At 46.6% G+C, this 12360-nt stretch carries 12 protein-coding genes; 5 read left to right on the forward strand and 7 right to left on the reverse strand.

Annotated elements, in window-relative coordinates; translation table 11 throughout:
- Positions 1–276 precede the first annotated feature (276 nt).
- On the reverse strand, positions 277–744 hold the full coding sequence (smpB, locus tag D0A37_RS22135) for an SsrA-binding protein SmpB (protein ID WP_006631384.1): 468 nt from the start codon (positions 742–744) through the stop codon (positions 277–279).
- A 127-nt stretch (positions 745–871) separates the two neighbouring features.
- Here smpB and xrtO point away from each other — a divergent pair, with 127 nt between their 5' ends.
- The 3 genes from xrtO (at position 872) to D0A37_RS22150 (ending at position 6297) form a co-directional block, all read left to right on the forward strand.
- Entirely contained in the window at positions 872–2458 is a 1587-nt protein-coding gene (gene xrtO / locus D0A37_RS22140; RefSeq protein ID WP_242717580.1) for an exosortase O, read from the forward strand.
- The gene (locus D0A37_RS22145) at positions 2436–5339 is read left to right on the forward strand and encodes a TIGR02921 family PEP-CTERM protein (protein ID WP_242717582.1); all 2904 of its coding nucleotides are present in this window, start codon (positions 2436–2438) and stop codon (positions 5337–5339) included. Before xrtO ends, D0A37_RS22145 begins: the two co-directional genes overlap by 23 nt.
- An 83-nt stretch (positions 5340–5422) precedes the next feature.
- Positions 5423–6297, forward strand: a protein-coding gene (locus D0A37_RS22150; protein WP_242717584.1) for an IS630 family transposase whose coding sequence is annotated in 2 segments (ribosomal slippage) — positions 5423–5752 and positions 5755–6297 — 873 coding nt in all. Because the reading frame shifts where the segments join, the coding sequence is not laid out codon by codon here.
- Between the two features lie 220 nt (positions 6298–6517).
- Here the strand turns inward: D0A37_RS22150 and D0A37_RS22155 are convergent.
- From D0A37_RS22155 to D0A37_RS22175, 5 genes are all read right to left on the reverse strand, one after another.
- A complete protein-coding gene (locus D0A37_RS22155; protein WP_242717587.1) occupies positions 6518–6820 on the reverse strand; it encodes a Rieske (2Fe-2S) protein in 303 nt (100 codons plus the stop codon).
- A gap of 142 nt (positions 6821–6962) precedes the next feature.
- The gene (locus D0A37_RS22160; RefSeq protein WP_242717589.1) at positions 6963–7631 is read right to left on the reverse strand and encodes an HAS-barrel domain-containing protein; all 669 of its coding nucleotides are present in this window, start codon (positions 7629–7631) and stop codon (positions 6963–6965) included.
- Between the two features lie 153 nt (positions 7632–7784).
- Positions 7785–7976 (reverse strand): NAD(P)H dehydrogenase subunit NdhS, encoded by a 192-nt coding sequence (locus D0A37_RS22165; RefSeq protein WP_006631389.1) that lies wholly within the window; start codon positions 7974–7976, stop codon positions 7785–7787.
- A gap of 63 nt (positions 7977–8039) precedes the next feature.
- The gene (locus tag D0A37_RS22170) at positions 8040–8342 is read right to left on the reverse strand and encodes a hypothetical protein (RefSeq protein WP_242717591.1); all 303 of its coding nucleotides are present in this window, start codon (positions 8340–8342) and stop codon (positions 8040–8042) included.
- Between the two features lie 146 nt (positions 8343–8488).
- Complete coding sequence (locus D0A37_RS22175) at positions 8489–9559, reverse strand: Mrp/NBP35 family ATP-binding protein (RefSeq protein WP_006631390.1); 1071 nt, start codon at positions 9557–9559, stop codon at positions 8489–8491.
- 190 nt (positions 9560–9749) lie between these two features.
- On the opposite strand from D0A37_RS22175, the gene hemF reads away from it, so the two are divergent.
- Positions 9750–10793, forward strand: coding sequence for an oxygen-dependent coproporphyrinogen oxidase (gene hemF, locus D0A37_RS22180; RefSeq protein WP_242717593.1), 1044 nt, complete (start codon positions 9750–9752; stop codon positions 10791–10793).
- A gap of 57 nt (positions 10794–10850) precedes the next feature.
- Complete coding sequence (locus D0A37_RS22185) at positions 10851–11213, forward strand: STAS domain-containing protein (protein ID WP_006631392.1); 363 nt, start codon at positions 10851–10853, stop codon at positions 11211–11213.
- A 256-nt stretch (positions 11214–11469) separates the two neighbouring features.
- On the opposite strand, the gene D0A37_RS22190 is transcribed toward D0A37_RS22185, so the two are convergent.
- The gene (locus D0A37_RS22190) at positions 11470–12090 is read right to left on the reverse strand and encodes a chromophore lyase CpcT/CpeT (protein WP_242725694.1); all 621 of its coding nucleotides are present in this window, start codon (positions 12088–12090) and stop codon (positions 11470–11472) included.
- Positions 12091–12360 lie beyond the last annotated feature (270 nt).

Genomic DNA, 12360 nt, shown 5'->3' on the forward strand with positions numbered 1-12360 from the left:
CAGCACAACCCGAGGAGAGCAGATGGGATGGACTCCGGTGAAATAACTCTAATTAAGTTCGTAGTGACGATGGAAGCCCTCAAAATCCTAAACGGGAGATATTGAGAAATATTATGATGAGTAATTAACCGAACGCGAGCTAAAATAATCAATCACCAATTACTAATTACTCGTGACTAATAAACATCTTCCGAAATTAAATTTCAACCTTTTAGTAGCAAAGGTTTCAGTTTCTTTTCCGGAGATGTCTAATAACTGATGACTAATGACGGATGACTAAAATTGCTTCATCGCTCTTTCCATATCCCGCTTATCTTCGCGTTTCTTCAAATCTTCGCGCTTGTCATACAGTTTTTTCCCTTTACCCAAACCGATATCAAGTTTTACCCAGCCACCTTTCAAATACATTTTTAACGGCACTAAAGTCAACCCTTTTTCTTCGACTTTGCCGATTAATTTGCGAATTTCCTGCTTGTGCATCAGCAATTTACGGGTGCGGCGGGGTTCGTGATTAAAATAGTTGCTAGCACTTCTCCAAGGCGAAATGTGAACGTTGATCAGCCACAGTTCCCCGTTCCGAACTAAGCCATATCCGTCCCGCAAATTGGCTTTTCCTTCCCGAATTGATTTGACTTCGGTTCCCTTCAATTCGATTCCCACTTGATAGGTCTCTATAATTTCATAGAGATGGCGCGCTTGTCGGTTATCGCTAACAATTTTGTATCCTGGGCTTTTTTCGCTCATTTTTACCTCCGATAAAATTAATTATTATAACGCTAGCCTCTCTGTAGAGAAAATCGAAGCTTGACAAAACTTAAATAATCCGTCTAGACATTACCAATTTGGCTGAGCTAAGATCTCACCAACGTGAATGTCAAGCGGTATCATGCAGCGCACCAATATAACTGATTCTGCAATTCCCGATTCTGTTACTCCTCATCCTACGGTTAATTTGGTTTGGCTGGCTCCTTTTTTGCTGGCACTTGCTTGGTTTTGGGCCAATATCTCGGCTGTTAAGTGGCTGTTATCCTCGTTTGTTGAGATACCCACACTGTACAAGATAGTAATTGGTTTTTTGATTGTAGCATTAGTAGTGCGATCGACTGGGAACTCCGTTAGCGCAGCCCTCGAAGAGGATCGCCCGCCGGGATTTTCCCCAAATTTCGTTTTGAGGCGATATCCGCTGCTGTTGATGTTGGGTGCGGGTATTTGCTCGATCGCCCTTCAGTACATAATTGATATCAAACAAGTTACTGTCCTGCTATTTATCCTCGGAACTTACGGGCTGTGCGGCTTATTCGTCGAGCAGAACTTTTGGCAAAAAAACTTGCCTGTGGCGGGCTTGCTGGCTTGTATTTTACCATTCAACAGTCAGTTTAATAGCGGCTTAGGTTTGCCGGCGCGAGTGCTGACTGCTCAGGTAGTAGAACAGTTGCTCTCAATGCTGCACGTTGGCGCTATTTCTTCTTACGATATTATCGTTTTGGAAAACGGCATCGCTCACGTTGACGTGCCTTGTAGCGGCATTAAAACCCTCTTAGTCGGAACGCTATTTTTGCTCGCTGCTACCTGGCTGGAAGGGCGTAAATTAAGTTTAAGATGGCTAGCAGTCGGCGCTGCTAATCTCTTAATGTTAGTGTCTGCTAACGCTTTGCGGGTGGCCGTGTTAGTCCTGGTTTCAGAAGTGTTTAACCAGCCAAACATAGCAGAAATTATTCACGTTCCTCTGGGAATTGTCGGTTTAGTAGGTGCTTCTTTTGTGACCTGGTTAATGCTGCAACGAGTACCGAAATTTCAGCCAGAAAAAACCAGCGGTATTTCTGCAAAAGCCAACTCAGAAATACTCCTGAATCACCCTTTAGCCAAACCAGGAATAATTGCAGCAGTCACAGTTTTGGCAGTCATGGCTCAACTGTCTCATGTAGAAACGTCAAAAATGGCGATCGCACCTTTAAGATTGCCTGAATATATTAAATCCGAGTCGATTCCCTTGAATCCTAGCGAACAAAAATTCTTTGGCAACTATCCGGACACGCAAACACAAAAAATCAGATTTGTCGCCGGCAACTTGCGCGGTTCCATGCTCACAGTAGCCAGCACATCCTGGCAAACTTATCACGCCCCCGAGTTGTGTTTTGTAGCGAGCGGAATTCCCGTCAATCGCATAGAAAAAAAACAGCTAACTCATGCTGTAACGGGGCGCTGGCTGTCTCTCCAAGACAACCAACTATCCGCTACATACTGGCTGCAATCTGCACAGCAAACTACCGATAACTTCTTGTCGCGCATCGGCAGCGATCTCACTCACAAAAATCACAATTGGGTGCTAGTTTCTATTTTATTTGACAGTTCCCTAAAAGCAGAAAATCATGAAGTAAAAGAGTTTGCGGGTAACGTATACGATACCGTTAAACAAAGCTTACAAGGAGAAATTAATGAAAATCAAACAGGTATTTGATGGAATTTTTGAAACAATTTTTTTGGTGTGGAATTTGACATTTTTATCGATTGTTTACTTGGGGATTTTGCCGATTATAGGAGTGCCATTAGTTATGGCGACAATCGATGGCATCATCCCGCTAGAGTTTTCATTGACGATGGCAGCTACGATCGCAGTACCCACTGTATGTACAGTAATAGGAGTTGGGCGTTTTAGCGGCGAGCAACCCCTACAGCTAATGCGTTGGTTTTACGGCGTAGAAGCACCGCTATTTTTGCTGTGTTTGCTCCGCTTGTTCGTGCTGCGAGAACTCACCCCAGCTAGTTATCAAATCATCGCTACTATTGCTTTGTGCATTGCAGCATTTTCAGTGGAAATGCTGTACGGCTATCTGGGTAAAAAAGAAAATGTTCAAAATATCTCAGATTCTCAAACTTCCCATAATAAACAGCCTCTTTTTTTAAGGTTAATCGGAGAAAAGCGAAGTGCGTGGCTGCAATTAGGATGTCACAGTTTAATGGTAGTAGTTGGCATTTGGGCGGCAACATTGCTGCTTTATTACGCTGTACCTGTGGCATGGTATACACTTTATGGATTCTTCACTGTAGTCATTGAATTTTTCAAGTTTACATGGGTATCAGCATTTTGGGATATCTTTAGATACGGGGAGTGGATCTGGGGTTTAATTTGGATACCGCTATCCTTTATATTGTTTGGTTTAACCTGTAGCTTGTTCGTTGTCATGCCTTCGCTGTACGGCTTTCTCTACATTCATTCCGGGCGGAAAATATGGCAGAGTTTTGCTGCACAATACGGGAAAAATAAAGCGCTAATCGGAAGTTTGGGAGTCATAGCAGCTTGGCTGGCTATTTTCTCCGCTTTGCAGCAGCAGCCGCAAGTTGCAGCGCTGAAAATGCTGGCAACTCCCCCCGCAAATGACACGGTTCGCCAAACTTTATTAGCCAAGTCTGATATGATTCGATCGGGCTTAGTGAATGCTTATTTGTCCCCTTACCGCTACCTCAGCACTGTAGGAGAAAACAACCACATTTATGAGATGTACAAAAACACTTTGAATTTGCCTGACGGAGCGGCTCACACCTTGCAGAACAGCTATAATTTTTTAATGTCGCCGTTTTTGTATCAAGGCTCTAGTGCTGATGTGGAAAAAGCCGAAAAACTCTACGGCGAATTCTTCGATACGGAACTGCAAAAAGGCGACACAGAAGCAGTAAAACACGCGGTGCAGTCAACCTCAAACCAGGAAGAAGCAAAAGCTGGTTTGCTGAATGTCAGTGAGGAAAAAGTATGGTTGCAGTCGCAAGAAGTGACAGTCAAAGAAAACGGCGACTGGGCTGACGTTCAACTCTACGAAGTTTACAAAAATCAAACGCCGAACTTGCAAGAAGTATTTTACTACTTTTCCCTGCCTGAAAGCGCCGCAGTTACAGGAGTTTGGCTGGGCGATACTGGCGATTTAAACAAACGTTTTGTATTTACCGTATCGCCTCGCGGTGCAGCCCAACAAGTCTACAACCAACAGGTGAGAGAAAGAGTCGATCCGGCTTTGCTAGAACAAATTGGCCCCAAACAATACCGTTTGCGGGCTTTTCCAATCCCGGCTAAAAGAGAATTCCCCCCAACTGGCGGGCCAACGGAAATGCACCTGTGGCTTACTTACAAAGTCATGCGGCAGCCGCAGGGTTGGGCGATGCCTGTTTTGGCTGAAAAACGCAACATTTTTTGGAACCCAAATACTCGCCGGACGATCGCCGGAAAAGAGGTAAAATACAGCGGGAAAGAAGCAAGAGAAACTTGGCTACCACCCTTTTTGCCCGCAGTCGCACAGCAACCTCTAACAGCGCAGCAGGCGATTCTACCGGGAGGAAATATCATTTCTGCTAAGCCGCTGGCTGATGCAAATTACTCCCTACCGCAAGGCAAGAAATTTGCAGTTATTCTGGATACTTCCCGCAGCATGGCGGCGGAAAGTAAGGAAGTAAAAGAGACTTTTGAATGGTTGAAAGCTAATGCAGCAGGCAAAAATGGTGTTGATTTGTATGTCGCCAGCGCTGCGGGAATGCCACCTAAGTTGGTGGAAGATGTACGCAATTTCGATGCCGCAAAGGTGACGTTTTACGGTACAATCCAGCTCAAAGATATGCTGCAACAGTTGGCACAGTTGCGTGGCGATAAAAGTTACGATACTGTATTTGTGGTGAGCGATCGCCACAGTTACGAATTATCGGACGATCGCAAACTTAAACTTTCCATCTCTGCACCCCTATGGACAGTGCATTTGGGTGGTTTGCCCCCCGGCTACGACGACGCAACTTTAAAGGTGATTCAAGATAGCGGCGGCGGAGTTTCTACAGATATGAAAGAGGCAATGCAGCGAGTAGCAACCACAGCAGCTTCGGGCAAATCTACAGTTAGCGTTGTTGACGGCTATGTTTGGAGTTATGCCAAAACCCCGCCGTCGAAAAAAACCGCCAAATCGACGCCAGTTGCAGAGTCCAAAAATGCCGGAAATGAAGGCTTTAAACCGATAGCTGCGCGGCAGTTGATAACTGCACTTAGCAAGCAGAAAAGTTCAACTCAACTGACGCAACTGGATGCCATGCACGCAGTAGCTAAAAATTTCAAAGTGGTGACGCCTTATTCTTCGATGATTGTGTTAGTTAATGACGCGCAAAGGGAGCAGCTAAAAGCAGCGGAAGCTAAGAGCGATCGATTTGAACGCGAGGTAGAATCGGGTAAGGAACAGTTGAGTAAGCCGAATAATCCTCTGAATGTTTCGGGGGTTCCTGAACCCGAAGAATGGCTGCTTTTGGCAGTAGGTGCGATCGGGCTTTTGGCGATTTTCTTCCGTCAGCGGCGCGCGAAAATGGTAGGTTGAAACATATAGCAACCGCCAAGGCGGTTAAGCCCTATACTGGAAGTATTTCTTAATCTTGCTCCGGCTGTACCGGAGCGAAATCCATGCCCAAACCCTACAGTTACGACCTCCGTCAAAAAGTGATCCAAGCAATCAAGCTTGATGGCTTAAAGATTAGTGAAGCTTGCCTTATATTTAGCATTAGTCGTAACACTATTCGTTTATGGTTGAAGCGGGAAGGCGAGACTGGGGACTTTCAAGCCTTGCCTAATCAACCACCTGGTAATGGACACAAAATTACTGATTGGGAAAAATTTACCAAATTTGTCGAGGTTAATGGAGATAAAACTCAAGTAGAGATGGCCAAACTATGGACGGAAGAAATTAGTGATCGCACTATATCACGGGCATTAAAAAAGATTGGGTTTACGCGTAAAAAAAAACTTATGGTTATCAAGAAAGAGATGAAGTTAAACGACTTCTCTTTAAACAAGAGATAGGGCTGTATGTACCACAGGATATAGTGTATATAGATGAGTCTGGGATGGATAGTAGAGAAGATTATAGCTATGGTTGGAATGCTAAAGGGAGCCGCTTTTATGCTTTAAAAAGTGGCCGAAGACAAGGGCGAGTTAATATGATTGCTGCCTATTGTCATGGTGAGTTATTGGCTCCATTTACTGTTGAGGGTTCTTGTAATCGAACCGTGTTTGAAACCTGGCTAGAAACTTGTTTAATCCCAACGCTAAAACCGGGACAAATAGTCCTTGCAGATAATGCCACCTTTCATAAAGGTGGGCGGATTCTTCAATTAATTGAAGCTGCAGGTTGTCAGTTAAAATACTTGCCCCCCTATTCACCGGATCTTAACAAAATTGAGCGATGCTGGTCATGGTTAAAAAGTCGAATTCGTAAACAACTAATTAAATTCGACTGTCTCAGGGATGCCATGGAAGCCGTGCTTCGCACAGCGGCTTAACCGCCTTGGCGGTTGCTATAGATCGGCGCTTGAAACTGCTTAAGAGTCAAAATTTAGTCCGCATAAGCGCTTCGCGCCAGCTACGCCAACGCGGACTAAAAGGGCGAGGGGCTATTTAAGCCGGATTGAATATCCAATATTAATCTACAGTCGTCTTTAGACGACTTTAGCTATGAGACAGGGGTTTAAACCCCTGTCGGACTTAACGAATAACCAATAACTAATCTATTTCCACAAAAACCCGATCGCCCTCAATCTTTACCGGATAAGATTCCAGAGAATCGCTGGGTGCATTCAAACACTTACCCGTATCTAATTGGTACTGATATTTATGAAACGGACAGGTAATAATGCCGCTGCTTACCTTACCCATGTCGATCGGATATTCTAAATGAGTGCAAGCATTACGGTAACAAGTGACATTCATGCCTTGACGATTCAAAATCACTGAAGTTTCGTCAACTTTTACCTTCAACACACCCCCTTCGGGAACTTGATTTAGCGCTGTTACCTCTACCCACATAAAATATTTTGCCTCCAAAAAACCTGATCGGGACTGACGCAGAACCTAATTATCTAGGGTGCACATTGCACACCTTACTGCTATCCGTAGCGTGTCAAACCACTTTTTGCGTAAGTCCAGATTATCTTATTCCAGCTTTTCCCTACGGATGAATCTGACTCAAAATCACCCTCAACCTGTCATAATCATCCTTCAACAAAACACTCAAACTCCTCCCCGCTTCCACCAACCAAGATCGATCGCGCATCCGCAACTGATAAATCTCCCGAATCGCCGCCGCCGTCAGCGCCTCCACCGGCGCATTAGCCACCCCCAGCAGCGTCCTCAAAAAATCCAACTGCACGGTAAAATCAACCACCTCATCCGGTTCGCAGCGATAAACCGCCTGGTGAATTTGTGGCGGGCGCGGCGGCAAATACTGATAAATTTTACCCCTCGATGGGCCGTGACCGTTGAACCTTTCCGGCGCAGCCTCAAACCCCACAATCGCCACTCGAAACTCGGTTTTGAGCATCGCAAAAATCTGTGGTTGTTCTTCCCGCAACTCTTCCAGCGACAAACCCAAAGCGCGAGCTCTGTGCACCGAGTCGATCGGGCTAGTCGTAGCGTAATAAACCACGCCGTAAATTTGATTTTTTGACTCTTCATCCTCGGCCTTCACCCAACTCCCAAAAGGCGGCATCACAGGAAAGCTTAAGTCTTCCGGTTCCAAACATTGAGCCAAAAACTCCGAAGTTGCCGTCTCGATTACCTCAGCAATGCGATCGGGATGGCGCTCTTTTGTAGCAAATTGGGGTAGAGGTAAACGCATAGTTTTAGTGATTAGTCATTAGTCATTAGTCATTAGTCATCAGTTATCAGTCATTAGTCATTAGTCAAGGGTTTTCATTTAGTAGCCGGGTCTGGGGTACTTTACCAATTACAAATTACACATTAACCCTTACCAATGACTAATGACCACTGACTATTTCACGCGACCAGCCGTCGCATCCACAAGTTCCAATTGCGACAGCCGGAACGTGATCAGCTTGTCCCAATTGCCACCTTCAAACAGTACCGCGACCTTCCCATCGCTAACTCGCTGAACTTGTCCTTGAAAGGCGTAGTAAATCTCACCCTTATCTTTAACTCGAACTGCCGAACCTGGAAAAATCATAATTGTTTGAATGTTATGTTTGCTGTTTATAGTTTACCTTTTCTTGGCGATCGAGACTTGATGCTAAAACAGGCATCTTGCCTGTTCCACAAACCAAACAGGCATCTTGCCTGTTCCACAAACCAAACAGGCATCTTGCCTGTTCCACAAACCAAACAGGCATCTTGCCTGTTCCACAAACCAAACAGGCATCTTGCCTGTTCCACAAACCAAACAGGCATCTTGCCTGTTCCACAAACTAAACAGGCATCTTGCCTGTTCCACAAACCAAACAGGCAAGATGCCTGTTCCACAAACTAAACAGGCATCTTGCCTGTTCCACAAACCAAACAGGCAAGATGCCTGTTCCACAAACCAAACAGGCAAGATGCCTGTTCCACAAACCAAACAGGCAAGATGCCTGTTCCACAAACCAAACAGGCAAGATGCCTGTTCCACAAACTAAACAGGTTTCTTGTGGGGTGGGCGTCCCGCCCGCCCATCAAAAGCTGATTAACAATGCAAGATGTGAGTTAGGCTAAGGCTGCTACGGAAACTTTACCGGCGATGCGGCCCGCGATCGCCCGCAACTCCCTAGCTGAAGCAGAACCCGGTTGCCCCACTACGATCGGCACGCCCGAATCGCCACCTTCCCGCAACGGAATTTCCAGCGGAATGCGGCCTAAGAGGGGCACTCCCAACTCAGCAGCAGTCTTTTCCCCGCCACCAGAACCGAAAATATCGTATTGCTTGTCGGGCATATCCGGTGGCACAAAATAGCTCATGTTTTCCACAATTCCCAACACCGACACTCCCAACTGCTGGAACATCTTTAAACCCTTGCGAGAGTCCAACAAAGCCACAGTCTGTGGGGTCGTCACGATCACGACACCAGCCATCGGTACCGCTTGCGCCATTGTCAACTGCGCGTCTCCAGTACCCGGAGGCATATCGACAATCAGATAGTCTAAATCCCCCCAATTCACCTGATAGAGGAACTGCCGGATGATCCCGTTCAACATCGGGCCGCGCCAAATCACGGGTTGGTCTTTGTCAATTAAAAACGCCATCGACACCAATTTGACGCCGTAATTAAACGCGGGTTCGAGGCTTTCCCCGCTTTTTCCGTCCCTAACCATGACTTTCGCGTCCCCCAGACCCAACATTGTCGGGTCGTTGGGCCCATAGATATCCGCATCCAGCAAACCCACCTTAGCGCCGGTTTGCGCCAGCGCTACTGCCACATTTACCGCCACCGTGCTTTTGCCGACGCCGCCTTTGCCGCTGGAAATTGCGATAATATTTTTAACGCCTTCAATGCCTTGGCGATCGACCACTCCCTTCTGCTGTGGCGTCTCGGCTGTCACCTCCACCGCCACTTTTTCGACTCCTGGCAACTGTTTGACCGCTTTTTGGCAATCTTCGACAATAAATTCTCGCAGCGGGCAAGCAGGCGTTGTCAGCACTAAAGTAAAACTGACGACACCGCCGTCAATTTTTATGTTACGAATCATGTTCAATTCCACCAAACTCTTTTGCAGTTCGGGGTCTTGCACGGGTCGCAGGATTTCTAAGACTGAACTAACATCGAGTGTATTGGGCATTGTGTTCTCCACCATAGCTCTGCAATTGGGTTAGCGAATTTTCGATCGCAGGTTTAAGTATATTTTTATTGCTATTTTTTAATGTAACTTCATAGCGATCATTTGCCGACCTACGGTGGCATAATTACATGACGACTGGATTTGGGATTCATCGCCCATCTAAAACTCAAATCTGACAACAGAAAATTTTATGACAGTTTCTACAACACTTAAAACCGCCACTTCCCCGTTTTTGCCACCCGCTGACTCTAGAGCTAGAATCAGCGAATTTATGAAAAGCCTACAAGACGAAATTTGTCAATCCCTCGAACAGCTCGATGGCTTGGGCAAATTTAAGGAGGACTCTTGGGAACGCTCCGAAGGCGGCGGCGGACGTTCTCGCGTCATGCGCGAAGGCGATGTGTTTGAACAAGGGGGAGTCAATTTTTCCCAAGTGTGGGGCGAAAGTTTGCCGGCTTTGATTCTGGCAAAGCACCCAGAAGCTGCGGGTCACGATTTCTATGCAACGGGCACTTCGATGGTGCTGCACCCCCGCAATCCCTACTTGCCTACGGTTCACCTGAATTACCGCTATTTTGAGGCTGGGCCGATTTGGTGGTTTGGTGGCGGTGTAGATTTGACTCCTTATTACCCGTTGGCTGAGGATGCAGCTCATTTTCACAAAACTCTGAAAGCAGCTTGCGATCGCCACCATCCCGGATATTATCCGACCTTTAAACTCTGGTGCGACGAATATTTTTACCTCCCCCACCGCCAAGAAACCCGCGGCGTGGGCGGCCTGTTTTTTGACTACCAAAGCGCTCAAGGTGCGCTTTACCGCGACCATCATGTCAAAGGCAAGGCCGCTGAGTGCAGCAACAACATCGGCGTGCCGGAACCGAGGACTTGGGAGTCGCTGTTCGCCTTCGTACAGGACTGTGGCCGGGCATTTTTGCCGGCTTACACCCCAATTGTGGAAAAGCACCGATCGAAAGAATACGGCGAGCGCGAGCGTAATTTCCAACTTTACCGCCGCGGCCGTTACGTTGAATTTAACTTGGTGTACGATCGAGGCACGACCTTTGGCTTACAGACCAACGGACGTACCGAATCGATTCTGATGTCCCTGCCACCTTTGGTACGCTGGGAATATGGCTACGAGCCAGAACCCAACTCTCCTGAAGCCGAACTCTACTCCAAGTTCTTAAAACCGCAAGATTGGGCGAATTGGATGCCTCAGCAGTCACCGACCTGAGTTAAACTACTGGGACAGTAACCACCGCGATAGATAATAAATTTGAGGGAAGGGTCAGTGATTCATATTGATCAAAAAACCCACACGCTTCAAGACGGTACAACAGTTATCGTCTTAGCACCGACAGGACGGTTGGACATCACTACAGCTTGGCAATTCCGCCTCAAGTTGCAAGAGTGTATTTCCAAACTCAGCCGTCATGTCGTAGTGAATCTTGGTCAGGTTAACTTTATCGATAGTTCTGGCCTGACCTCACTTGTAGCAGGTATGCGGGATGCGGATAAAGTTAAGGGAAGTTTCCGCATTTGCAATGTTCATCCCGAAGCCAAACTGGTGTTTGAAGTCACCATGATGGATTCTGTGTTTGAAATCTTTGAAACGGAAGAAGAAGCTCTAGAGGGGGTGCCGCGCGCAAGTTGACCACCAAGCTTGCATCCGTTGCGGTGTAAGCCCAATTCAAGCTTGAGGCTCACAAAATGCGCCGGCGCCCTGCACAAGAACAGGAAGCAGGTAAATTCTTGCCAGCTTCCTTATGCTTTCTTCCTTTGTAGAAAGGTTGAGAGGTTCACCAAAACACTAAAGTAGAAGAAAAAGTAGAAGAATAGGTCAAGGTAAAGTCTTGCCTTCTATCCTAGATAGCTAAATCTTTCTTTCTTGTTTCTTGTTGCTTCTTGCTTCAAACGCATATCTCAGCAGCAAAATCCTGACGCTTGACAAATCTAAAAGGGCCCATTAAAGCTCCCCAGATAGCCTTACCTGTCGTGGGGCTTATTCCTTTGTCGTAGCTGAGAAATTCCTCGCCTGCGGCTTCAAATCCCAAGTCTACTTGGTAATTTTGCCCCCCGTAGGCAAAGCCGCAGCGAGTGCCCTCCGGCAAAGATGCGCGAAAGCGATAGCCATTTGAGGCTAAATTTTGCACTGCAACCGAGAGGGTGCAGCCGGGAAGGAGTTGGATTTGCTCGTTCGTTAGCTTTCCAAGCAAGTCGGGGTTGCAACCGGCTCCTTTGACGGCTGCGATATTCTTGAACATATAATACTGAGCTTCAATCAGTCCTGGCGCTATCGGTGAGTGCCTCAGTTGCACGATGCGGGGGCGGTATGGCTTGTCTAATTCCAGAATGTTGGCTTGTTCGGCAAACAGGGCAATGCTGGGTTCGGAAAATAACCGAACCGGCAGGGGTCTTTGCCACAAACGAAGGTGGACGTACCAAGCCGGGTCTGCTAGCGCTTGTTCTCGGTTGTCAAATTCGCCCGCCATGTACTGGGCTAAAGCTATTAATTCTGGAGAAATTGTCATGTTTGTTGGATTTTTCACGATTATGACTTGACAAAAAAACTTAATTATGATATAGGGCTAGCGGATCTGGGCAAGTCAGAAGATTAGATTTATGAGCGATCCCAGAAGAGCTATGATTGTAAAGATACTGGGGTTTTACCCTCCTATTGCGACATATTAATTGTTGCTGCCGATCGCGCGTAAAATCTTTTTGATAAAATTTTGTCTCGCAGGGAGGCGGCAACGCTTAAAAAACTGGCAATCTTTGTCAGCCCGATCGCAAAATTGACT

It is taken from the genome of Microcoleus vaginatus HSN003 (genome assembly GCF_022701255.1).
GTDB classification, from domain to species: Bacteria; Cyanobacteriota; Cyanobacteriia; order Cyanobacteriales; family Microcoleaceae; genus Microcoleus; species Microcoleus vaginatus_B.